Annotated in this window: 22 protein-coding genes and 1 pseudogene; 8 read left to right on the forward strand and 15 right to left on the reverse strand. The window is 63.7% G+C overall.

Going from position 1 to position 22,870, the window contains the following annotated elements:
* Positions 1 to 1,808: 1,808 nt before the first annotated feature.
* A complete protein-coding gene (locus OOZ19_RS04270; RefSeq protein WP_266088447.1) occupies positions 1,809 to 4,175 on the forward strand; it encodes an nSTAND3 domain-containing NTPase in 2,367 nt (788 codons plus the stop codon).
* A 1,291-nt stretch (positions 4,176 to 5,466) separates the two neighbouring features.
* On the opposite strand, the gene OOZ19_RS30240 is transcribed toward OOZ19_RS04270, so the two are convergent.
* From OOZ19_RS30240 to OOZ19_RS04290, 4 genes are read right to left on the reverse strand one after another with little or no spacing between them, the layout of a single operon-like run.
* Positions 5,467 to 6,096, reverse strand: coding sequence for a hypothetical protein (locus OOZ19_RS30240; protein ID WP_266088449.1), 630 nt, complete (start codon positions 6,094 to 6,096; stop codon positions 5,467 to 5,469).
* Positions 6,096 to 6,617 carry a hypothetical protein gene (locus tag OOZ19_RS04280; RefSeq protein ID WP_266088451.1) on the reverse strand — a complete coding sequence of 174 codons (522 nt, stop codon included), beginning with the start codon at positions 6,615 to 6,617 and terminating at the stop codon, positions 6,096 to 6,098. The genes OOZ19_RS30240 and OOZ19_RS04280 overlap by 1 nt, the downstream gene beginning before the upstream one ends.
* Positions 6,614 to 7,195 (reverse strand): prepilin peptidase, encoded by a 582-nt coding sequence (locus OOZ19_RS04285; RefSeq protein WP_266088453.1) that lies wholly within the window; start codon positions 7,193 to 7,195, stop codon positions 6,614 to 6,616. The genes OOZ19_RS04280 and OOZ19_RS04285 overlap by 4 nt, the downstream gene beginning before the upstream one ends.
* Before the next feature lie 27 nt (positions 7,196 to 7,222).
* On the reverse strand, positions 7,223 to 7,942 hold the full coding sequence (locus OOZ19_RS04290; RefSeq protein ID WP_266088455.1) for a GGDEF domain-containing protein: 720 nt from the start codon (positions 7,940 to 7,942) through the stop codon (positions 7,223 to 7,225).
* 229 nt (positions 7,943 to 8,171) lie between these two features.
* Here OOZ19_RS04290 and OOZ19_RS04295 point away from each other — a divergent pair, with 229 nt between their 5' ends.
* Positions 8,172 to 8,663, forward strand: a complete 492-nt coding sequence (locus tag OOZ19_RS04295; protein ID WP_266088457.1) for a helix-turn-helix domain-containing protein — start codon at positions 8,172 to 8,174, stop codon at positions 8,661 to 8,663.
* Here OOZ19_RS04295 and OOZ19_RS04300 read toward each other — a convergent pair.
* A complete protein-coding gene (locus OOZ19_RS04300; protein WP_266088459.1) occupies positions 8,654 to 9,799 on the reverse strand; it encodes an MAB_1171c family putative transporter in 1,146 nt (381 codons plus the stop codon). The genes OOZ19_RS04295 and OOZ19_RS04300 overlap by 10 nt on opposite strands.
* A complete protein-coding gene (locus OOZ19_RS04305) occupies positions 9,799 to 10,296 on the reverse strand; it encodes a hypothetical protein (protein ID WP_266088461.1) in 498 nt (165 codons plus the stop codon). Before OOZ19_RS04305 ends, OOZ19_RS04300 begins: the two co-directional genes overlap by 1 nt.
* 138 nt (positions 10,297 to 10,434) lie before the next feature.
* Between OOZ19_RS04305 and OOZ19_RS04310 the strand changes: the two genes are divergently transcribed.
* Positions 10,435 to 11,619 (forward strand): amidohydrolase family protein, encoded by a 1,185-nt coding sequence (locus OOZ19_RS04310; RefSeq protein ID WP_266088463.1) that lies wholly within the window; start codon positions 10,435 to 10,437, stop codon positions 11,617 to 11,619.
* Positions 11,620 to 11,691: 72 nt separating this feature from the next.
* Here OOZ19_RS04310 and OOZ19_RS04315 read toward each other — a convergent pair whose 3' ends face one another.
* The 5 genes from OOZ19_RS04315 to OOZ19_RS04335 all read right to left on the reverse strand — a co-directional run bounded on the left by OOZ19_RS04315 (position 11,692) and on the right by OOZ19_RS04335 (position 14,644).
* A complete protein-coding gene (locus OOZ19_RS04315) occupies positions 11,692 to 12,825 on the reverse strand; it encodes an NUDIX hydrolase (protein ID WP_266088465.1) in 1,134 nt (377 codons plus the stop codon).
* Positions 12,822 to 13,316, reverse strand: coding sequence for a response regulator transcription factor (locus OOZ19_RS04320; protein ID WP_266088467.1), 495 nt, complete (start codon positions 13,314 to 13,316; stop codon positions 12,822 to 12,824). Before OOZ19_RS04320 ends, OOZ19_RS04315 begins: the two co-directional genes overlap by 4 nt.
* Positions 13,317 to 13,335: 19 nt before the next feature.
* Positions 13,336 to 13,719 (reverse strand): helix-turn-helix domain-containing protein, encoded by a 384-nt coding sequence (locus OOZ19_RS04325; RefSeq protein WP_266088469.1) that lies wholly within the window; start codon positions 13,717 to 13,719, stop codon positions 13,336 to 13,338.
* On the reverse strand, positions 13,716 to 13,967 hold the full coding sequence (locus tag OOZ19_RS04330; protein WP_266088471.1) for a hypothetical protein: 252 nt from the start codon (positions 13,965 to 13,967) through the stop codon (positions 13,716 to 13,718). The genes OOZ19_RS04325 and OOZ19_RS04330 overlap by 4 nt, the downstream gene beginning before the upstream one ends.
* A gap of 407 nt (positions 13,968 to 14,374) precedes the next feature.
* Positions 14,375 to 14,644, reverse strand: a complete 270-nt coding sequence (locus tag OOZ19_RS04335) for a hypothetical protein (RefSeq protein WP_266088473.1) — start codon at positions 14,642 to 14,644, stop codon at positions 14,375 to 14,377.
* A 1,134-nt stretch (positions 14,645 to 15,778) separates the two neighbouring features.
* Between OOZ19_RS04335 and OOZ19_RS04340 the strand changes: the two genes are divergently transcribed.
* Positions 15,779 to 16,633, forward strand: a complete 855-nt coding sequence (locus OOZ19_RS04340; protein ID WP_266088475.1) for a helix-turn-helix domain-containing protein — start codon at positions 15,779 to 15,781, stop codon at positions 16,631 to 16,633.
* A gap of 23 nt (positions 16,634 to 16,656) precedes the next feature.
* Complete coding sequence (locus tag OOZ19_RS04345; protein ID WP_266088477.1) at positions 16,657 to 16,866, forward strand: DUF397 domain-containing protein; 210 nt, start codon at positions 16,657 to 16,659, stop codon at positions 16,864 to 16,866.
* Between the two features lie 423 nt (positions 16,867 to 17,289).
* On the opposite strand, the pseudogene OOZ19_RS04350 reads toward OOZ19_RS04345, so the two are convergent.
* Positions 17,290 to 18,161 (reverse strand): annotated as a pseudogene (locus OOZ19_RS04350) (IS256 family transposase); the annotation flags it as partial.
* A 21-nt stretch (positions 18,162 to 18,182) separates the two neighbouring features.
* On the opposite strand from OOZ19_RS04350, the gene OOZ19_RS04355 reads away from it, so the two are divergent.
* Positions 18,183 to 18,512: a hypothetical protein gene (locus tag OOZ19_RS04355; RefSeq protein ID WP_266088479.1), complete on the forward strand. Its 330-nt coding sequence runs from the start codon at positions 18,183 to 18,185 to the stop codon at positions 18,510 to 18,512.
* A gap of 46 nt (positions 18,513 to 18,558) precedes the next feature.
* Here OOZ19_RS04355 and OOZ19_RS04360 read toward each other — a convergent pair whose 3' ends face one another.
* A complete protein-coding gene (locus tag OOZ19_RS04360; protein WP_266088480.1) occupies positions 18,559 to 19,035 on the reverse strand; it encodes a GNAT family N-acetyltransferase in 477 nt (158 codons plus the stop codon).
* Positions 19,032 to 22,214 carry an orotidine 5'-phosphate decarboxylase / HUMPS family protein gene (locus OOZ19_RS04365; protein ID WP_266088482.1) on the reverse strand — a complete coding sequence of 1,061 codons (3,183 nt, stop codon included), beginning with the start codon at positions 22,212 to 22,214 and terminating at the stop codon, positions 19,032 to 19,034. Before OOZ19_RS04365 ends, OOZ19_RS04360 begins: the two co-directional genes overlap by 4 nt.
* 154 nt (positions 22,215 to 22,368) lie before the next feature.
* On the opposite strand from OOZ19_RS04365, the gene OOZ19_RS04370 reads away from it, so the two are divergent.
* A complete protein-coding gene (locus tag OOZ19_RS04370) occupies positions 22,369 to 22,566 on the forward strand; it encodes a hypothetical protein (RefSeq protein WP_266088484.1) in 198 nt (65 codons plus the stop codon).
* On the opposite strand, the gene OOZ19_RS04375 is transcribed toward OOZ19_RS04370, so the two are convergent.
* Positions 22,559 to 22,780, reverse strand: coding sequence for a hypothetical protein (locus OOZ19_RS04375; protein ID WP_266088486.1), 222 nt, complete (start codon positions 22,778 to 22,780; stop codon positions 22,559 to 22,561). The two genes, OOZ19_RS04370 and OOZ19_RS04375, sit on opposite strands and share 8 nt — an antisense overlap.
* Here OOZ19_RS04375 and fxlA point away from each other — a divergent pair.
* Complete coding sequence (fxlA, locus tag OOZ19_RS30105; protein ID WP_416309396.1) at positions 22,737 to 22,829, forward strand: FxLD family lanthipeptide; 93 nt, start codon at positions 22,737 to 22,739, stop codon at positions 22,827 to 22,829. The two genes, OOZ19_RS04375 and fxlA, sit on opposite strands and share 44 nt — an antisense overlap.
* The last annotated feature ends 41 nt before the right edge of the window (positions 22,830 to 22,870 follow it).

A 22,870-nucleotide genomic window follows, 5' to 3' on the forward strand; every position in this document is an offset into this window, starting at 1 on the left:
CAGAAGACAGAGCTCGGAGAATCAGCGCGGGGGCGGGACTTGCGTTCCGGATACTTCCTACGAAGCGATCCGCAGCCACCTGGAGGTCACGCATCTGAGCGTGTCGATCCTCTGTCACGTCCAGGACCTCCGCATGTGCGGTCACGCCGGCGACCGGATGGCGGAGCGCTTCGACGAGTCCGCTGATCGGCCGCCCGTCATTCATTTCCACGTAGATTTGGGCTCCTCGACTCGGCCACACGTCCAGGGCTTTCGTCGCGGTCAACAGGCCGATCCTGCGGAGCATCGCGCTGCCCAGGCCCACCGGGCCGCAGAGCTGTCGGTGATCCTCCACGTCCGTGCGTTCTCCAGCGATCATACTCGCCATCAGGTTCGATTCGTGCTACAGCCAGGGACTGGCGACACACCCCGGCGTGCGAGCTCATCGGGAAAGCGGGTTCCTGGCCGGCCTGCCCTCGTACGCTCTGGCCACGACGAGGTCAGGTGAGTAGAAAGGTTCAAGTTCCAAGGGACTTGAATCCCTACGTGTCCGAGGGGTGTTGCGCAGAAATCACGCGGCCTGAGCTTCCCGAAAGTGGCTGAGTCGGCAGGCTGTTCGCTGTTCCGGCTGGCCCGTCGTGAGTCCACTTGGGACCGGGTTGGACACGCGGGGTTACCGCGTGAGGTGCGGAAGCGTTGGTTGGTTGCGCGTGGGGAAACGTGCCGTGAGGGTCCTGGCGTGTCACTGAACCTGCCTGCGGCGTATCCATTGGGCGTCAGTTGCTGGGATGTGTCGGTGTGTCCCAGCAATTGACGAAACTGGATTCGCCTGCCTATCCGGCGTTCCGGGTATTCGTGTTGGGTGCAGCTGTGGTGATCGCGCGTTCGTATGAGGGGCATTTATCCGGGTCGGTGGTTGGTTAGGGGAGCGGGCATAGTGGGCGGGTGTCGGCGATGCCTTGATGGGGCGATGCGGTGCGGAGCGACGTCTCTTACTCGGGTGGGCTGTCGAGGCCGCGGTTGATCCACTCTCGGCCCTCTGAAGCGATGCCTTCGAGGATGTGCAGGGTGTGGGGGAATCCGGAGGTGTTCAGGTTCATCCGGGCGAGGTCGTGGTCTTCAGCGGTTGCCTGCTGGTGCAGGTCTGTTTCTTCCGCGTTGATGTGGATTTCTCGGCTGGGCCCGTTGGTCAGGGTCAGTGCCAGGGTGGTCTTGAGGTTGTCGGTCTGGGTGATGTGGACTGAGGAGAACGCGTTGAAGCGGTAGTCGTGGCGGTCGAATCCGTGCTGTGTGACATGCTTTCCGGGGGGCCCGTGGATCTGTGGCCTCTTGCCGCAGTGAGGCTGTGCCCGATGTGCAATACACGTGAACTATTCCTGATAAACGAAGTGGACGGAGATGGCGTGATATTGCGCAGCCTTGAGGAGCACTCGATCCAGATCTCGTTGCCTCCCGCCGGAGATGAGGGAACTGACACAACAAGTTGATCGGACTCGAGGCGACCTGCGCCGAAAGTGCCGGACACAGACCTCAACGGTCGAGACGGCCACGGTCCGACCAAATGGTCATGCACCACCACTGCGCCACAGACGCTGATCTGGACGTTCTCCGTTGGCCAGCGGGTCCCCCACGGCTGGAACGGCGACTGCTCCCGGCACGCGACTGGATCATCGTGACGGCCGCGCGGACTGGAACACCACCCCTGGCGTCGGCAAGGTGGTGACGTCGGGCTTCGATGGCGACGTTGATCACGTCAACTCGCCGCCGAGCGGCATTGCGCTCAACAGCGCCCGCCGCGACGCTGGCTGACCGTCGGGCAGAATGGGCTGATGGATTCGTTCGACCTGGGCCGGCTGAGTGACTACGACTTCGAGGTGGTCTGCCGGGACCTGTTCGAGGAAGCCCTGGGCCTGAAGATCGAGATCCTGGCCCGCGGCGCGGACGGCGGGATCGACCTCCGGCACATGGCCGGCGATGGGGGTTCCGTGGTTATCCAGTGCAAGCACTGGACCCGCAGCGGCCGGGCCAGGCTGCTCGCCCATATGCGCGATAAGGAACGGGCGAAAATAATGGAGTTGCGGCCAGCCCGGTACATCCTCGCCACGAGCGTCGAGCTGACTGCGGACGCGAAGGACACCCTCCTCCAAGATCTTGCACCGTACGTCCACAACACGGGCGATCTGTATGGCGCGGAACAGCTCACTGAGGAGCTGCGCAAGCGCCCGGCACTTGTGCAGCGTCATCTTCGGCTGTGGCTGAGCAGTACCGCAGTCCTTCAGGCGGTGCTGAACCAGGACGCGCTGATCCGTTCGGAAGACCTGCTCAGTGAGCTCGACGATGCCGCGAAGACGTTTGTCCCGACCCCCACCTTCGACGTGGCCCGGGAGCTTCTCGAGAGGGAGTCGGTCTGCCTGCTGGCGGGCATCCCAGGGATCGGCAAGTCGACGATCGCGAAGATGCTCGCCCGCCTCCAGCTGGAAAAGGGTTACCAGGTAGTGGACGTGACGCGGGAAATCGGCGAAATCGACAAACTGTGGCTCCCGGAAACCCCGCAGCTGTTCTTCTACGACGACTTCCTGGGCGAAATCGCCCTCAACCACCACCTCGGGAAGAACGAGGACCGCCGTCTACTCAGGGTCCTGCGCCGGATCCGGAAGACGCCGGGGAAGCTGCTGGTCCTCACCACGCGTGAGTATATTCTTCGGGAGGCCAAGCACCGCCACGAGACCCTGGACGACGGCGACCTCGAACCGCTGACGTGCGATGTTGAGGCAGACGCTTACAGCGTGGGGATCCGGGCCAACATCCTGTACAACCATGTCTACTACTCCGAGATCTCGGCCACTGAGAAGCGGAAATTCGCCGTCTCGTCGCTGTGGCACGAGCTCCTCTGGCACCGCAACTTCAGTCCCCGGCTCGTGGAGAACACCCTGCGCTTCGCCGGCCGTGACGGCACCGAGGAAGTCGCCGAAGCTGTCCTGCTCAACTTCGAAAACCCCGAGCGGATCTGGGCGCGAGTAATCGAACAACAGCTCGACGCTTCCGCCGTCCACCTGCTCGAGGTGCTGTTTACCTTCGGCGCGGCCACAGAGCTTGACGCTCTCCACGACGCCTGGCGGCGCTATCGAGTCGCCCTCAATCAGCCGGACGACCGGCGGCAGTTCCACGACGCGGTGAAAGTGCTCGACGGCTCGGTGATCGAAACCTCGCGCTGGCTCGACTTGACTGGGTTCGAGTCCGATGCCGCTCCCGTCATCGCGACTTTCCACAACCCGTCGGTTCGTGACTATATGCTGAGCCGTGTCGAATCGAAGCTGGTCTCCCTCGACGAGCTGCTTGGCACGATCACCGAAGCTTCACGTCTTCACCACCTGGTCTCACTGGCTTCCCTGCGTTTCCAAGGCGTCCTGCGGGACGCGTTGCGCACCCGCACCGCCGACCTGACGGATTTGTTCCTCCGTGAATACGAAGTAACTGGAAGACGGTCCTTCGAGGAGGCAGGGGGAGGCGAAGACTCGGTCGATGAAGATGAGGACAGCAGCTGGACGAGTGACTTGGACTACTACCTGAAGGTTGCGATCGTTATCGACTCGCACGTCCTGGCCGGGTTTGTCGCGGACAAGATCGAGAACGCAGATTCCACCCGGATCGGCGACTGCGAACCGAGTCATCTCGTCACGCTCGCCGCCCATCTCGCGGCGACCGAGCTGGTCCCGGCGGAGCAGCGTCTTCGGCTTGGACACAAGCTGCTCGACGAGGCCATCGCCGACCGGTGGCGCGCGGAAGGCCAGCTCGGACCCCTGTGGTCTGACCTCACTGATCTGGCGGAGTTGCTGACCGACCTGAAGGTACCGGGAGCGCCCGAGCGCCTGCGGACGATCCACGAGGACATGACCGACGTGGTGTATGACGAACTCCGCGTGTGGCTGACCGACGAGCCGGCGCAGCGGGCACACACAGCCCGTTACGGCAACTGGTGGGATCTGGCGGACGTCCTGTCGTTCATCGAGCCCGACGATCTGCCGGAAGAGCTACGCCCACCGTACGTCGTAGCAATGACCGCAGCCGAAGAAGGCATTGCGGCTCAGACACCGTCGAAAACCAGAGCACTGCCGCTGACGCACCAGTCGCCTGTTCACGTCGCCGAGCCGCCTCTCGAAGAGACGCTTCGCAGCCTGCTCAAAAGCGTCGATTAACTCAGGACTTCTAACGCCTAGCGGTAGGTGACGTAGGGACTGTAAGTTTTCTGCGGCTCTGGCTCTTTTTCGGCTCTGGCTCTTTTTCGGTGGTGACGCGGGGTCGGCCGGTTGACCACAGAGCGTTGTGCCAGGGTGACACTGGTGCGATGTTGATCAATTTCTGGCGTTGGTGTTCTCGGGATTGTCTTTCCTGGTCATCCAGGGGGTTGAGGAGAATGCAGGGGTGATCGTGGTCCGCGCGTCGACTCTGCCGGGGCCGGTGGCCTGGCCAGGGTGCGCTGTGGAGACGAAGCGGGTGCACGGCTATGTCGAGCGACGAATCGCGGACGTGCCGGTGATCGTCTCCGAGTTCTTGGCTGCCCTGCCCTCGCACAATCTGTCCACTACAAGGTCAGCCGAGTAGAAAGGTTCAAGTCCCTAGGGACTTGAACCCCCACGTGTCCGAGGCCGTTCTTGCACGCTAACTACACGGTTCGAGCTGCCAGCCGTATGAGCTGCACTGGGACTATCGAATCTGAAAGCCGTCATAGCGGTGCCCGTGGAGGGAAGGTGGGGCAACCGAGAGGACTGCCGAGAACGCTGGTTTGCTTACGCGCATGGCGGGGTCGATGAGCAAATGAACATCTCCGCCGCTGTACCAGACAGCCCCAAAACCTCGGTCGTCCTAGAACTACGCAGCGCGGGGCAGGGGCACAAGTGGGAAATCCTTCTAGCGCTCGGCCGTACAGGGATTTTGAACGCGAGGTGTTCAGTGCGCCACTGGAGAGCGTACGACGCTAGCCCTGCTAAAGTGACGTGTTGGCATTCGACCATCCTGAACAGTGCGAGTACAGCACACGAACCGCGTCGGATGGTGCACAATGTTACGCGTGGGGACTCCAACGGACGAGCGCGAACCTCTGACCCGTAAAGCGATTGCCTGGTCGGGATTCTGCCTCGTGATCGTATCGATTATGGCCGTTAGCGCCCTTCTGTGGTTTTTTGGCAGTGGGAGCGCTAGCGACCGAGCTAAACTTGATGCAATCCGAACGGCTGCAAGTATTGCCCTTGGCACCGGCGGCGCCGCGGCTCTCCTATTGACCGCGAGGCGGCAGCGCACAGCCGAAATAATGGCAATCGACAACAGGCATGATGCCCTCGAAAGAAGAATTACCGAACTCCAGGCAAAAGCAGGAGAGTAGCTTGGCAGTTCGAATACTCCTGCACGCTTGAACGGTCTTTATGCGTTGGAAAGACTACCGCAGAACTATGCGGAGCATCGCCAAGCTATCGTGAACTTGCTATGCGCCTACCTGCGGATGCCATTTGTTCCGCCGCGTCGAGCGTCGCTTAAAGACAAAACAAAGAATCGACAAATCGACTTGACGTGAAAAATTCTGACCCCGAACCTTCGAGTGCGCAAGAAGAGCTTCAGGTTAGGCTTACAGTTCAGAGGATTCTTGCCGACCACCTCAGATCTCCGAGGAGCGGGGATCCTGAGTCCACTTTCTGGCCTGACATTGACATCGATCTGAGTCAGGCAACTCTGGTGAGTTTCCACGCGAGCTCCTGCTCGGTAAAGAAAGCGGACTTCACCGGCGCTAACTTCTATGAGAGCGCAAGCTTCGAGTCTTGTACATTTTCCTCGGACGTTAGTTTTTCGGGCGCCAAATTCCACCCCGCTTCCTGCTGACCAGCTCAATCCCGGCGGTGGCTCAGGCACACCGATCTCAGTGTTGCCTGGCTGTGTCGAATCATGGTGGCCCGAGTTCGGGGCCGTGCCGCCGGTGAAGGCGCCGAGGTCGATCGATGGGGAACCGTAGAGCCCGTCGGCGTCGCCCAGGCTGACCACGACGCCGTCAGCGAAGACCGGAGGCGCGAGCAGAATCGTGCTGTGGAGGGCGGCGAGCGCCGTGAAGACGAAACGCGTGTGCGGCATCAGCAGCCTCCTTGCGGGTAGTCGATCCGCGTGACGCGCCACGTGCCGTCTGGGCCGCGTTCGACCGTGCCGGACACGGCATTACGGGCCACCCCGGCCGTCTTCGGCTCCCCGGAAACGGCATCTGCCTGGCCGGATCCGCTGGAGTCCTGGCAATCGGTCACGACCGCGCTGTCCCCGGTGAGACGGACGTCAGTGATTCGCTGGTGAACCTCGCCGTAGAGGGTGATGCCCCGATCACGTTGGAGTGCGAGGTTGTCCAGGATGGTCTCGGCCATCGTTCCGGCCGCGACCTGCTCCAGCTCTGGGCGCCACCGCTCAGGCGGACGCTGGGGAAGCCGCCGCGTCACCTTCCAAAAAGCCGTGTAATCCTCTATGACCTCGCGCTGCCCGCCGCCGAATTGGGCGCTGGCTTGCGGGGGCGGAGCGATCGGTTGCTCCGACGGCACCGGTGGCGGTGCTTGAGCGCAACTCGTCGCGACCGCTACCGCTAGCAAGGCTGCGCCGATACCGAACTTCACGCCAGCAGCGGAAGCCACGCGCCCAGCAATAATCCGGGCCCGGCCGCGACCCGTGCACTCGGCCCTCGAACTCCGGCCAACCACGCCGTCGCGGCGCAGGCCCCGAGCACGAGATGTGCCGTGATGACCCCAGCCAAGACGGTGTGCCAGCCCGACCATGCCCAGTACGGAGCCAACGCCACCAGCAACAGCGTGTCCCCGAAACCAACCTGTCCAGGCAATACGCACTGCACGAGCACACCCACCAGCAGTATCACCGCACTCGCGGCCACCAACCGGGGAAGTGCGTCCGGTCGGACGCTGCCGAAGATCACCAATCCGCCGATCAGCAAGCTCGCCGTCCATGGATGTGGCAGTCGATGGTGCAGCGAGTCGATCAGCGCCAGCACCACGCCGGTCACCGCCAGCCACCACCACGCCGCAAGTGCCGGGTCCGCGCCGAACCGCACCTGCACCAGTACCGACAGCAACGCCAGCACTGCCCCTGCCGCCGCCGGAATCCACCACCGTGGCAACCAGGACATCACGTTCACCGCCACGAGCGCAGTTGCCGTCAAGCCCCAGAGCATCGTGATCATGAGTGCTCCCGTAGTCCGCCCGCGCTATCACCGCACACCTCCCAGCACCGCGCTCTGCCGGTCCGCCCGCGAGCTCTCCTGCCTCGGGGCGGCATGCTTCTCTGCGTAGGCGGCGGTTTCCGCGACTCGCAGCAGGTCTTCCAACTCGCCACCGTCATGGACATCGGTAGCTATGGCGACTCCGACCGACGCGCTTACCTGAATCTTTCTGCCATGCGGCAAATCGATCGGCTCCGACATCTTCTTGCCGAACCTTGCTAGGTCGGAGGCCACGAAGTCGCGGACGACGACCCCGAACTCATCGCCTCCAAGGCGGGTGACCACGGGCGCTCGTGCCATGAACACCGCCTCCAGCCGACGTGCGACCTCCCGCAGTACCGCGTCCCCGGCAAGGTGCCCGTGGGAGTCGTTGACCTCCTTGAAACGGTCGAGGTCGGCCCACACCACCGCCGTGCGTTCGGGCTCCCCACGAAGGCGAGCCTCCACCAGGGACTCCCACGTCGAGCGCAGCGGGACTTCGGCCACTACGTCCCAAGCTCGCGCACTCGCCGCCGCAAGCTCAGCTTCGAGGACTTCGGCGTAGTGGCGCCAGAACTCGGTCCGCTGCTGTAGTTCGGAAACGTACGTGCGCAGGGAGCCGAGATCTTCAGAAGCCCTGGTTGAGAAACGTCCGTGGACGGGCAGTCTGGCAACGGACCAATCCAGCGCCAGAGCGGTGGTGAGCAACTTCGCGATCTTCCGTGACATAGCGGTGTCCTTTGCGATCTCGACAGATGTGGAGTGGTTGGCGGTCTTGGCCGGGGCTTGGCAACCTGTGTGAGCAGCGCTCCGTGCAGGGGAGCGTGTGCAGGCCGACCGGCCAGATCCTTCATTTAGCTCACTATGTTGAGCTGATGGCCAGAGTAAACCCACTATGTCGAGTCATCAACCCGGTGTGCGGTGTTGTCGTGAGAATCTGACCCTCTATACTGAGATCATGAAGCGCGGGGCGCTGGGGGCGTCGCGCTACGGAGGAGGGCAGATGCGCAGGGTGAATGCGACAGAGCACGGGCAGCCCGTGTTCGTGGCGCGGTTGCGCGGCCTGTTCGACGAGAGCACTTATGTTGATGAGGCAGGCCGGCGACGCCGGTTCTCCAACCAGTACGTCGCCGAGCGCACGGGGCTGTCCAAGAGCTACATCGACGGGTTGCGCAACGGTCGCAACACCAATCCGGGTCTGAACGTGCTCACCGCGTTGACCGGGTTTTTCAACGAACACCGCGGTCCGGACGCGCCGTCGGTCACGGTGAGCTTCCTGGCCGGCGATGATGCGGCGTCATCGAATGAGGACGTGTCGTTGGCCGAGCAGCTCGCCGACCGGGATGTCCGCGCGATCGCCATGCGGGCGGGGGAAGCTAGTCCGCGTCAGCGGCAACAGATCCTGGCAATGCTGGACGCGTTGAAGAGTGTCGACTCGGCTCAGGATTGAACCGCTGGCGTCGCGCCTGGTCGGTAGATGGCCTGCGAGAGCTCTACTAGCCAGCGGATGTCGTCATCCAGGGTCTTGGTGTTCTCACCTTGGGGGATCGGAGTTGTGATCGGTCCGCCGATCGCCTCGCTGCCGTCTTCGAGAGCCTCCGCTCTGGCTCGCAGGGCTTCCTCAACAATGGCAGCGTGAGTGTCTATCGTCGATGACGCCGCGCCGGAGTGAACGGGGTAGTACGGGGCCAGCATGAGCAACCCGTCTCGAATCTCGCAGGCGCGGCGGTAGCGGCGCGCATGGATGCTCCACGGCCGCACTGCGCCGATCGGACGGCGCAAGGCCACCTTGGGGAAAGCCCGGTGCACCCGTTTCCACAACGGGCGGAGCGCGCGGTACTCCTGCCAGTGCCGCCGCCACAACGGGACCGCCGCCGTCATGCTCACCAGGATCGGCAGGGAGAGCCCGATCGCCAAGCCAGGAATGGCGACGACGATGGCCCCGAGATAGACCAGGCGAAGCCACGGCACGACCTCGTTACCGGCTCCGAGGAGGAGGCCGCTCACTGTGGAGCTGGCTGAAAGGAGGTTGGCGACTACCGCTGCGCCCAGGCCGACCGCGACGATGCGTAGCCCGATCCGCAGGTGCCGCTGCTGGACCCGGCGAGCACGGCGAGCCGCGTGGGGAACCGCGGCGATCAAGGAGTACAGCAGCGCGGCGACCGAGCAGAGCTGGAAGAGCGCGCCGTGTACGACACCGTCTCCTGCTGCGTCCCGCGGAGCGGCTCGAACGGCTGCGGGCGCGGTCATCCAGACCAGGCACAGCAGCACCAGCACTACGAGAACGACGGCGCGGTGCCAGCGCATCTCCCGAGCGGCGCTGTCGCGGCCGTGACTGCTGTACACGAAGAACGCCAGGAGCGTGAGGAACGCCAGGTTCATCCCGATGTTCTGCAGCAAGCTAGGCAGCCCGAGCGTGATCCTGTTGAGTCCGGCTTCGACCGGCGCACGCCCGGCCGTGAAAGCCAGCGCTGCTGCGGCGAGTCCACCGGCCACGGTGCGCAGCATAGGATCATCAGGTGCCCTGAGCAGCTGGAACACTTTCACTGCCGTGGCCGCCCATAGCAGCACCGTGAAGACGAGCATCAGCGCCAGCCCTGGTGATGCGACAAGGTCGCGCTGATCCGCTGAACGGCCGGCTCCTCGGTCACTGGCGGCGTAGTGGTGAGAACGGAGCCCCACTCCTGGATGATCGTGGCGTGCAGTTCCGCTTCGCGTTCGTAGCGGACGTCGTAGCAGGAACGTCGCCGTCGATGTTCGCCCTTCTCGTCATCACCCCAGTCGAGCCCCGCAGGCGGATTCTCGCGAATCGCCGCAGTCACCGGATCGAACACCTCGGCATCACTGGGATGATTGCCGAGTATGTGTCCGAGCTCGTGCAGGATGATGTGATCTTGATGCCAGCGCACGTCTTCCCGTTGGAAGAAGATCGCATCCCGATCCCGCATGTGAAACCACAACCCGAAGGGGCCAGGCACCTCGATCGGGTAGGCGTAAAGCTCGATAGGGCGCGCCCGCGCCTCACCGATGCGCTGGCATAGGTCTCGAACATCCAAGGGCGCCGACACGTCGAGCTCGCGCAAGAGGCGGCGGCACTGCCACCGAAGCTGCCATTCTCGGACTACTCCAAAAGGGGTAACCATGGGTCCTCCTCTCGGCAGTGTAGAAGTACCAAGGCAAACCGCAAGAACGTCGCGAACACGGCCGGTACGGTTTCACCCGTGCAGCAGATCCTCACCGCCTCCCAGCTGTTGACCGGGCCTACTGATCGACAATTCGCCCCAGGTGCGCTGCTGATCGACGGCGGAAAAATCGCCGCCGTGGGAACGCCGTCGGAGGTCGAACGCCACGCTTCACCGACCGCTGACCGATACGACTACCCCGACGCGACCATCCTTCCTGGACTGATCAACTGCCACGTGCACCTGGCATTCGACGCCAGCCCCGACCCTGTTAGCGCACTTCAGTCGTCGTCCGACGACGAGTTGCTTGCCGCCATGCAGCAGCGGGCGCATGAGCATCTGTTTGCGGGCGTGACCACGGTCCGAGACCTGGGTGATAGGCGAGGCCTGATCACGAGTCTCCGCGACGCGATCAAGCGCGGTGAGTCCACCGGCCCGCGCATCCTGGCCGCAGGGGCGCCGGTGACGCCGAAGGGCGGACATTGCTGGTTCCTCGGCGGTGAAGTCGACTCCGCCGAGTCGATCCGCGCGAACGTCCGGCACAACGCTCGAATCGGCACCGACCTGATCAAAATCATGGGCAACGGCGGGCAGATGACTCCTGGCGGCCCCGGTATGACCGACGCCCAGTTCACCTCCGAGCAACTCCGCTTGATCACCAGCGAAGCTCGCGCAGCCGGTCTCCCGGCCGCGGTCCACGCCTACACCACCGACGCCATCGCCGCGGCAGTCGAAGCAGGAGTCGCCACCGTCGAACACTGCACCTTTCACGGCAACGACGGAGCCGCCGCCCTCGACGATGACCTAGCCGACCGCATGGCCCTGGACGGTGTCGCCGCTTCGCCCGCGCTACCGAGCGGATGGCGACGCATGTGGGACATGCTCGGCCCGCAACGCGCCGAGGCCATCGCCGACCGGCTGCGGTGGCTTCGGCGCCATGACGTTCCTCTGATCTTCGGAAGCGACGCCGGAGTCCCCATCTCCCAGCACGGTGACCCCGTCAGCACACTCGAACTCTACGAGCACATCGGCTTTCCCCAGGCCGACATCATCGAACTTGCCACCACCACCAGCGCTCGCCACATAGGGCTGGGCGACGTTACCGGCGAAATCCGCCCTGGCCTCGATGCGGACGTCGTCGTAGCGAATGGGGATCCCACGCGCGGCGTTGGGTGTTTACGGCACCTGCGGAGAGTTCTTCGAGCAGGCATCGACTCCTGGTAGGGCTCTCATCTTGCCGGTCTGCGGTCGGGGACGAACTCGACACCGTAGGAGAGCGGCCCGAAATGATCCTCTCTAGCAGCGAAAACCGGTGTCAGTCAGGTGGGCGGGTGGACGGCGGCGTTGCCAGCCGTGGTGTTGTCCGCGGGTGATGCGGACGAGCCGGTCTGCTTCGGATGCGTGCAGCAGATGCAAGGCGTCGTTGTTGGTGGCCCAGCAGTAGTCAGCGATCTCGGTGGGATCGGGGTCGGGCACGGTGGTGCCGCGGAGGTGGGCCTCGAACAAGAAGTGAATCTTGCTCTCGCCGGTGGAGGTTTCGGATTCCGAAGACCCTGCCCAAAGAAGCCGCCCAGGGGTCACGCTGAGCCGAAGCTGCTCGTGGAGTTCGCGAACCATTGCTTGTGGAGGTGCGTCTGGGCCGAGGGATTTGCAGCGTCCGCCAGGGAAGCAGAACTTCTCGTCATCGGGCCCGCGGACGATGAGGAGTTCGCCGGCGGTGTTGCGGACGAGGGCGGCGGCGCGCACCGGCAGTGTGGGGCGAGGTTGGCTGGCGGGGATCCACCGCTGTAATTCGGTGATCGCGGTAAGGAGATCCGCGGTGGCCCGGTAGCGGTCGAGTCCGGCTGGGCCCGGAGGCTGGTCGGGGCCAGAGCTGATGTGTAGGGCACGGCAACCAGCGAGCAGAGCGATGTGCAGGTCGTGGAGGTGATGACTGACGTGGATCATCTCGGCCACCGCGACTTGGTGGCAGTCGGAGAGGAACTCGTAGAGGTCCGGGCCCGAACCAGTGGTGTGTCCGGTGCGGAAGGAGAAATGGGTCGCATCGAGCAGTGGACCGAGCTCGGCGCGGATGAGGTCGCCGTGGCCGGTGTCGGCTGCGGCGAGGTTGGCGCAGACCACGATCAGCGTGTTCGGGCAGGCGTCCCGGAGCCCGGTAAGCAGCGCTCGCGCGGTGGGTACGAGCAGCAATGGCCGGGGAGCGTGCAACAGAGTCCGAACTTTCTTTGGCGGCAGTGCTAGTTCGGTGGCCAGTTGCTGAATGAGGTCTGGGGTGGTCTGGGCACGCGGAAGCAGCGTGCGACGTAGAACATCGGCGACCGTGGCAGCAGCGAGCGGCGAGGCTGCCGTCAACGCGGCACCCAGTTGTTGGCCCGCGACGGTGCCGAGAAGCTCGCCGTCCAGCACGACCAATCGGATCCCGTCGTTCATGAGCCACCGTGCCGAGAATGCGAGCTGTGGGAACGTGCTGGTGGCTGTTGAGCGAGCCGATCCGTGCGGTTGTGATGGCCTGGGTCGAGTGCGTGGGCGATGAAGTCGAGTTCGCTGCGAGTGGTGGTGAGGTGTTTTCGCACCGTGGCCAACTGCTGCCGCGCGGCTTGTTCGGCAGTCGGTGGCCGGGTGATTGCGTGGGCTGCGTGCAGGTACGGCAGGCCGGGAACCATCCGGCCGGTCTCGTACATCCACACGACGATGTGGGTGCGGCGCTCGGCGCCGGTCTTGTGGAACAAGTGGCGAATGCGTTCTTTGACTTTGTCGCCACTGATGTTCATCGCCGTTGCGATGGCGCTGTTGGTCCGACCGTGGACCAGCAGTTGGGCCAGTTCGAGATCGAGGTTCGTTAGAACGGCATCGAAGTTGAGTCCCCGCCAGCGTTCCGGGACGTTTGCGGAAATCGAAGCAACGATACGGGCATGGGGCACGATGTCCTCCCAGCGGTTGTCAGAGGGATCCGAGATGGGGCAGCGCGGAATTCAGTTGGGTGTGCACCGCGTTGATCACGCGCAGCGTGCGTATACGCTCCGAGAGGTGCTCGGCTGAGAGCTGCGGTGTCACCGGCCGTCGTGCTGGCTCGACGAAGGTGCGCGCGCCGGGCTGCAAGTGCCCCGCTTCGTACAGCCAGGCCACGAGCTCGTATCGGCTGGCAGTACCGGTCTTGCGCAGCAGCCTCCGGACGTGGCATTTGATGGTGTTTTCGCTGCGGTAGATGCTGCGCGCGATGGCGTGATCAGTAAGCCCGCAGGCCACGAGCCGCGCCACGAGCAGCTCGATCGAACTGAGCTTGGCGTCGAGGTTCAGCCCAGCGAGCCGGTTGTGAGCATTCATCGGCGTTCTCCCCGAAGAGGTTCAGGATTGGCCTTCGCCCATGCGCTGGCTTTGCGGGCGACTTCGTTGGCGTCGAGCCACGCCTGCGAGACCGGGACGGTGGTGAGGAGGGTGTGGTTGTCGCGCCCGCCACGTTGGTCTCCGCGGTGCACGCTGAAGACTCCGTCGGGTCGGCCCCAGCGGATGGTGATGTCCTGCTGCCGCACGTAGTGCCACGCGCAGGGCAGCCCATAGGTTCGTTCGGGCATGGGGAACCGCCATTGTGTATTCGGGGTGGGTAGGAGCAGCCCTTACCTGCGTGCGCTGTTCAGCAACGCACTCTCGAAAACGTTGGACGAGAGGAAAGCCGCGGCTGCGCCTGAAATGCATGGGAGTGGTGACCCGGCCGCACGACCGAAACAACGTCGGGGGACCGTGCGGCCGGGCCGGACCGGATGGCGCTCGGGGGAGCACGCCACCCGGCCTGCGGCCGGCACCCGTCGAGGGGCCGCTGCGCTATGCAGCGAAATCGGGTGCCGGTACACCCCGGTCAGCTCTTCCACGCCTGGGCCGTGACCGGGGAGCCGGAAGTGGTTCGTCGTTTCCGCGGATCACGGACCAGCGGGATTTCCCACGCCAGTGATGGTCACCGGTGCGAGCACGGCGAATGCCTCGATCACCGCTGCTGGCCTGGGTAAACCCGCATTCCCGAATGCGACGACGGAACCGGGGCGGGACGGGCGTAGACGGCGTGCCGGTCGAGCGTCTTCGCCAACCCCCGCAGTGCCGCCGCCAACTTGGTGCACTCCTCGTCCGTCACCGCCTTCGGTAGCAGCAAGCACTCGACAGCTGCGTTGAGCCGCTCCTGTACTCGCCGTGCGTGCTCGACGACCTCGCCCGCGCTGGGCTGCGCCGACCGGACCGGAACATGTGCTGCTAGCAACATCAATGACCTCGATTCGCGCGAAACTTCTGAACTGATCCACATCAGGCAGCCGAAGCGATACCCTCGGCGCTGGACGCGGAGGTGCCCGGCAGATAGGCGCTGCCGGGGCCCTCCGCGTCCTGCTTCAACCGATGCCTCGGCGAACCGGGGACCACACGCAGCCGTGGAATCGGACCAGTTGGCGCGTCCACGCTGTGTCGTCCCGGAGCCGAAGCGGATTCCACGACGCCAACACCGGCGGCTGCCACTACTGGCAACTCGCGAGTGATCTCGCCGCTGGGTGCAGGCACATAACTGGCCGCGAGCTCGCCGATTCCTGAGTCGAACGCGCACTCCAGGCAGATCACGTACCCACCCGCACGCGGCGGGGCGCCGCCTTCAAACCTCGTCACCGCATCCGAGCGCGGAGCGCAGGTCGCCCCCGCTCGGTGCCACTGCGACCCCTTGCACAGCCGTACCCACTCCAGCCCGAGGATCGGAGCTACGCGAACATCGTCAATGCGGTTACCGCCAGCGCGATCACGGCCAGCACCACCACGAGCACAACGGTCGACACCGCGACATCCACCTCCACTAGCTGCTGCACGCGTACACGCGCTAGCGGCTGATCTCCACCAGCGCCGCCACCAGGCACTTGTTCGTGGCATCGGCTGCTCCCTTCCTGTCGACAATTCCTTCGTAGGTTTGGACTGATCGCTGAGTCGAGGTCTCGCCTCGGCGATGTGCAGTTCAGGAGTCCCAGACGACGTCGCGCGTTTCCGTTGTCGATGCGGCGCAGGCTGAGCACCGCCGTGTGACCGATCTCGTCTTCGGTAGCCGCTCGTTCGGAGTCGGCAGCCGCAGCGTCACCACCGCGCCGCACATCGCCCGCGTCGAGCTGTTCACCGCGCACTCGGACGGCGCCACCGTGATTGCGTGCCTCACCCACTCACGCCGAGGGACCACCCAGAAGACAGCCGGTCCCAGACCTCCGGAACTTGATCTCGGATGCATCGCCACCTCCATTGTCGAGGAACGATGCCATAGGAACGTTCCTTCAGCAACGGTCCTGAGGCGTGTTCCTGTAATTGAGGTCTTGTAGATGTGGTCGCGGGGGCGGTAGTGCCGCGTTGTGGCCGTGGCAGACTGCGGAACATGACGAAACCGACCGGACCGAGCGTGCGGCGGCGTCAGCTCGGAGCGATGCTTCGCCAACTTCGAGTTGACGCAGGTAAAAGCCGGAAGGACGCTGCCGAGTGGATCGGAGTAGCTGAGCCCACGCTGAGCAAGATCGAGCTCGGTCGGCAGGCGATCAAGCAACCGCATGTCCGGTTGTTGTGTCAGCTCTACGACCTCGACGCTGGGACACTCGACAACTTGCTTCGGCTCGCTCGTGAGTCGGAGCAACGCGGCTGGTGGGCGGCCTACCGCGACACGGTTCCCGACTGGTTCAAGCAGTTCGTCAGCCTCGAAGCCGATGCCGTCGACATCTGGGAGTACGAGAACGAGTTCGTTCCTGGACAGCTTCAAACCGCTGCTTACATCGCGGCGATCTCTCGTGCCGTCCGTCCGCACGCCGACGACAGCGAGGTGGCTCGCTCCGTCGAGCTTCGGCAAGAACGGCAAACGCGGCTCGGTGCTGTGTCACCGCCGCACCTGCACCTCTACATCAGTGAAGCTGTGGTCAGGCACGTTGTCGGCTCCGCCGACGCGATGCGCGAGCAGTTGGAGCACCTGGTCGACTCGTCGAAGCTCGATTACGTCACGCTTCGCGTCGTACCGTTCGGCGCGGGTGCTTACGCGGCGATGGCTGGCCCGTTCATCATGATGCAGTTCCCGGAAGAGCCTCGACCTGCGTTTTCATACGTAGAGAACGACCGCGGCGGCGTATACCAGGAGGACCCCGGCGACATCGAGCGCTATACCCTGATGGTGCGACAGCTCGACGAGTTGGCGCTGTCCGAGGACGAGACGCGCGAGCTCATCAAGCAGGTGAGCAAGGCGCTGTGACAAAGAAACGAGAGGGGTACGGCATGACCACCCCGGAACTTCCCGGCGTCTCTTGGCGCAAGAGCAGCCGCAGCGGCGGTAATAACGGCGCATGCGTCGAAGTTGGTTTCGCCGCAGACAACAGCCGTGCCGTGCGGGACACGAAGAACCGCGCCGGCGGATACCTCGTCACGACCGGCTCACAGTGGGCCGCGTTCCTCAGCGCGCTCAAGGCGGGGCGCTACGAGGGCTGACTGAGGACCACCAGGTGCCGCGCGGGCCTGTTCGCCGTGAGGCTTGGCAGGCCCGCGCTCGTGTCGGCTCAGTCCCAGGGCAACGGTCATATCGCTGATCACGGGAATGGTGTGCGGCTTGCCCACGCGGGCGGCCGGTAGTTCACTCGGAGATCATCTTTCGGTGTAATTCGTCTTCAGGCTGTCGGCAGGCACGCCGATAGTCTTGTCGATGGAGACGCGGTACGACGAATCTTCAACCGGCGTTCGGCTCACGTTCAGGGCTCCGGCTCCGGGTCGACGTGCAAGGCGCGATCGTGCACTACCGGCCCACCAAACGCACGGTCCGACACCCCTACACCGACGACGAGCACACCCAAGCCGAACACGACATCCAGGCTGCGTTGGGGGTCTATCGCTTGAGCGGTGTTTTCGGCGGTGGGGTTAGTAGGTTTCCGCGGCTGGCCAGCGGTCGCTGAATATGATCGGAAAGCGTTGATCACGGGTTTCCAGCGTTGGGTCCAACGTGCCCGTCCGGTACCGGTCGGGTCCAGGATACGTGTGACGAGGTAGAGGAACTTCATGGTGGCCTGTTCGGTGGGGAAATGTCCTCGTGCCCGCACGGCCCGCCGGTACCGGGCGTTGAGCGATTCGATCGCGTTCATGGAACAGATCCTCCTCCGGATATCGATGTCATAGTCGAGTAACGGGATGAATTTCTGCCACGCGCTACGCCACAGGCGGATCACCGACGCATGGCGTGTTCCCCATTTGTCGTCGAGTTCGTCCAATGCTGCTTCCGCGACCTCTGGCGAGGAGGCGGTGTAAATCGGCGCGAGGTCGCGTTTGAGCTCATCCCAGTGTTTTCGTGACACGAGGCGGAACGAGTTGCGGATCAGGTGAATGATGCAGGTTTGCACGATGGTCTGCGGCCACACGTTCGCGACCACCTCGGGGAATCCTCTCAGTCCGTCACAAACGAGGAAGAAGGCATCCTTGATGCCACGGTTTTTCAGGCCGATGAGGACGCTCGGCCAGAACTTTGCGCCCTCACCGCCGCCGGTGCCCATGGACAGGGCCAGGACGTCCTTGCGGCTGTCCAGGGTCACGCCGATCGCGGCGTAGACGGGCCGGTTGGCGACATGGTCGTCACGGACCTTCACATGGATCGTGTCGATGAACACCGCCGCGTACACGGCATCCAACGGCCGGTCGGACCATGCGTCCATTTCGGCGACGACTTTGTCGGTGATGGTCGAGATCGTGTCTTTCGACACCGAGGCGCCGTAGATGTCGGCGAAATGCGCCGCGATCTCTTGGAGGCGGATGAGTTGGGCTTGGCTGAGTTCGCCCTCGCCCTCGAAGACGGCTGTTCTGTATGTGGTGGAGGTACTTGCGGCAGGTGCGCAGGACTTTGGCGTTGCGACGCCTTCCTGGATGTTGTGAGGGTCACCGGGGAAGCGGGCTACTTCGGCGCTGTTCGGGAAGGCGAGTCCGGCGACATGTGCTTAGAGATCGTGAAAGGTCGCGAGGACTACACCTTCCGTCGTAACGGTGCGCTGATCGAACTGACTTTCACCGACGTGAAGGTAGCCGCCTTCATCCATGGCGTCGTCCGGGGTGAACTCGACCAGGACACCGTGCCGACGGAAGTTGTAGTCGTGTGACCTGCTCGTTCTTTTCGAGCGTTGCGTGGAGTTCCGTCGGTGTGCTCTACGCGAGCTGAAGCTCGTAGACGGCTCGGTGCTTGCCGGCTCCCTTGTAGTCGGAGATCACCGAGATGCCGTTCAGGGTGCGGTCGCCGGCGACGTTGGTGAATCCGCGCCGCGTCCACGTGTGGTGGGCGGGTGCGTTCTCGGGTTCGGAAGTCAGATACAGTCGCGAGCAGGTGAAACTGACGGCTGCGTCTCGGACGCTGTTGAGCAGTGCGGTAGTGACGCCGCGGCGGCGGTGTTCGGGGTGCGCGACGACGTCTTGGATGTAGATGTCGTCGGGGTGGTCTTGGCTGCGGAAGGCGATGATCGCTCCCACGAGTTCGTCACCGTCGACGGCGACTGGGCAGGTGCTGGAGAACAGGTTGGCGTAGAGCCAATAGTCGGATTCCGTGCGGGGGCGGACGAAGGGCGTACCGAGTTCCATCAGATCGATGATGGCGGGGATGTCGTTCTGGCTGAGGGGCCGGGTTTTCATGCGTGCCTTCCGGTCTGATGGGCGAGTTCGACGATGTGGGCTGCGGCCGTGGTGGGGTCGACGGCATCGGTCACGCTGCGGCCCACGATCAGGATGTCCCAGTCCGCGGTGGCGAGTTGGGTGTGGTCGGCGACGCTGAATCCGCCGCTGACGGCGACGGGCAATCGTGTCCAGGAGCGCAGTGTTTGAGCTGTTTCGAAAGCGGTGGCGCTGCCTATGCCGACGTCGATGTTGGTGGTGATGGCGAATCCGTCGACTCCGGCGCGTTCCATGTCGGTGACCCATTGTCTGGTCGTGTTGGTGGGGGCGTCGAGCAGGATCGGGATACCGAGACGCTGGCCAGCGTCTACTGCTGCGCTCACGCTGGCTTTGGTGGCCGGGCCGATGAGTAGGACGATGTCTGCGCCTGCCTCTGCAGCAAGCAGCACCTGGTCGCGTCCCCAGTCTGCGGACATCATCTCGGCGACGATCGTTGCGTCAGGGACCGCGGTTTTGACCTGTTCGATTGCGCTGACGCCGGCTTCCTTGATCAGGGGATCGCCGATCTCGACGAAGTCCGCCCCGGCCTTGACTGCAGCCTGTGCGATTCCAATGGCCTGATCGACGTCGTGGACGTCGAGGGCGATCTGGACTGCGCGGGTGTCGCGTGTCCTACGGAATCGCTCGTGATTCCGCAAGGAGTTCTCGCTGGTGCGCTGTTGGTGGATCTCCGTGATCAGGTGGTCTGCTTCTTGACGAACGAGCCAGTGATCGCTGCGTTGCGCCCTGTGCGCGATGTCGCGGACGCGTGTCGTCGAGAGCTCTAGATAGCCGGTGCGGATTTCTCTGAGGATGGTCAGAAGTGCACGGGGGTCATCATTTCGTCCGGGTCCGGTGCCGGTGCCGAGCAGGATGTGAAGCCTGTGCCAGCTTGGCCGCACATGTTGAGGGCAGTGTTGCCAGCTGGGATCAGCGGCGGCGACGGCGGTGTGGACGAGTGCGTCATCTGGGCAATGAGCAGCGCGGTGATCCAGACTGCGGAGTACGAGCTCGCGGACGTGCCAATTGTCGTCGTGTAGGAGGGTGGCGACGTGGCGTTGTGCTGTGGTTCCAGTCAAGCGGGTAGCAGCGCGCGCCGCGGCGGAGCGGACTTTGTAGTCGGGGTCGTGGGCGAGCTGTTCGAGAACGTTGTGTGTCGAGACATCGAGCGGGGCACGGTCGTCACTGATTCCCTCCGCGAGCGCGGCACGGACCCGCCAGTTCGAATGACCGAGAAACGCGTCTAGCTGCAGGATGTCCGTGGCGATTGCGAAGAGGTAGAAGTGCCGTGCGATGAAGATCGCCTCGTCACCGACCGTCAGGTCTGTGGCGTCGACCAAGTCGCGGGATTCAGCGATACCGAAGGTGTGCTCGACGAACCTGGTGATGTCGGGCCACAAGGAAGTTTCGAAGTGGCGTAGGAGAGCAACAAGCCAGGCAGCAAGCTCGGACCCGAGCGCCGTGGCAACGGATCGGACGTGAAGTAGGGACCGGCACAAGTCCAGCGACGATTCACGCTCAGCCCGAAGCACGACTTGACGCAGCAATTCCGGGGCTGCAAACCTGCTGCCGTCGGCCGCGGCCATCAACAGTGGCAACGTCGTTTCCACCGCGGTGGCCGGTGCTGTGGCTACGTACCCGAGCAAATCGGGAGCGATGTTGTCGAGCCGTTGGAACACCAGCTCGATGATGTTCCGGGCGATACCTGAGGTGACCGCGCGCTTCGCCAGGTCGTTGAGCGTTCTAACGCTGGCGAGGCACCGGCCTTGAGCGTGAAGGTAGTCGGAAATGGCTGTGCTGACGAAAAACTCGCGAAGTATGTCGTGGGTGAACTCGAACCGGCCGTTGCACTCGCAAGCGATGTTCCTCGTGACATCCGCCAGCAGAACCGCGTGCCGAGTCGCGTTCACGTGCGTGAGCCCGGGTGTGGCCTCGGGCATCGTGGCTGGAAGCTCCTCGCGGTACTGAAGGTAGGCGTGGTCAGTCAGCAGCGACATGACGGCGACAGCGTCACTGTTTCCGATGATCGTGCGAACGCACTGATCAAGAAGCGCGTACAGGTTGAGGTCGCCCTTCGGTGTCTGCAGCGAGGCAGTCAAGGCGAGCCGCAGGTAGACCGGTGTCAGGACAAGATTCTGAATGCCGCGGGGAAGCTGGTCGTACGGCGTCGTCTGTTCTGTTCGAGCCTGGTCCCAGAGCGAGCGCGCTTCCGCCGGGGTCCACCGGGCAAGTTCAACGCTGTATCGAGCCGACGGGCTTTTCGTTGGAGTGTAGATATTGGCGTGCACCAACGGGTACGCCGTGGTTTCAACGGCCAGCGGGGTCCGTATTGCAATCAGGAACCGCAGATGCGAGGTCGTGACTTGGCGGAGGATAGCTTCGACTTGGCGACCGATGAACGCGACATCGTGGTCGTTGGCTACGCCATCGATGATCACGACACAGGGCCGTGAAAGCCCAGCGCAATGCTTTTCGAGGGTGAGGAGAGCATCCTGGCCAGGAGGGATCGATGCATAACGAAGAACCTCGCTAGCCAGGTCGACATGCTCGTCGGTCCACTCAGTCACCGCGAATAGCTGGAGGTCCGCGTCGTTTGCAAGCTGGTCGGCGAGATGGTGTGTCAGCTGTGTTTTCCCTGTTCCAGCGGGCCCGGCGAGAAGGAAGACCCGTGTGGCCGAGGACAGGAACGAACGGAACGCTTCGACTGTGCTCGCCGGCGCGTAGTACGGCAACGGGGATGCGACATCGCTGAGCGAGTCGATGACGTGACGGGTGCGTGTTGCCGATCCCACGCCCAGCTTGCGTGGGGAGTTGGAGCATTGGCGGTCGAACCGCTCCCGATGCTCGGCGGAAAGGTTGTCGAGCGCACGATTGAGAACTTCTTGTGTCTCGTGATGCAGGCTGCCGTTACGGGTGGCTTTCTCCCAGTTCGCGACGGTGCTCTGGGCGAACCCGAGGTGCTCGGCGAAGGAACGTTGACTGAGGTGCTGGACCTCCCGCAGCACCTTGACTTCGTGCGGGCTCCACGTCAGATCGCGGGTCACGCAGATTCCTCCCAGCACGGCGTTGCTGTGATCAGAGTATCGGGCCCGGGGTGACTGATCAGAACCGATCACTTCCGGTGCGTCGCGGTCTTCCAGTCCGTCCTGCGTGACGGGCACGGTGAGGACGTGATCGTCACGAGACGGCGATGCTCGTCTACCGGGGGATGTGCCTATGTCACAGCTGACAAGAGCTGAACGAACGTCGGCTGAGCCGAGTTTGCTCCGTCGCCTTGTATCGCAGCAAGGGCATGTCGATGACGCTCAGCTCGCCGTGTTGCTGCGGGAGGTGCAGTGGGAGATCGACTCGATGGCATTCGATCTGCCGGCTGGTCGTGGCACTCCAGAGCGTCGTGCGCTTCTGGCGGATGTGTTGGTCAAGCTCGCTGACGTGCTCCGGCCACCGCTGGTCATCTCCACCGAGACGAGCTCCTCGTCCGCACCGTCCGGCACTGAGGTCCGCCTCACGTGATGACCGCTCCTACGTCGGCGGAGGGCTTCACGTAGTCCTCGTCGACGGTCCAGTTCACCCACACCAGCGAAAGGAAAGTGATGAGATCTCCGGCGATTGACCACCTCAGCAGCATCGACACGAACGATCTTGAGGCTGGAGGCGACCCCTTTGACCTCGACATCACTCTCATTGAGGGGACGCCTGCAGCCGAGACGGTGTTGATGTGCAGCACGGGGGACGGGTGTGGTTCCTCCTGCCCGAGTGCGTGCACGACCTCGTAGCCCTGCCGCAGTAGCGCTGTCCGGTTCTGGTTGGTCTGGCA

Origin of the sequence: Saccharopolyspora sp. NFXS83 (assembly GCF_026241095.1) — a bacterium.
Lineage (GTDB): Bacteria > Actinomycetota > Actinomycetes > Mycobacteriales > Pseudonocardiaceae > Saccharopolyspora_C.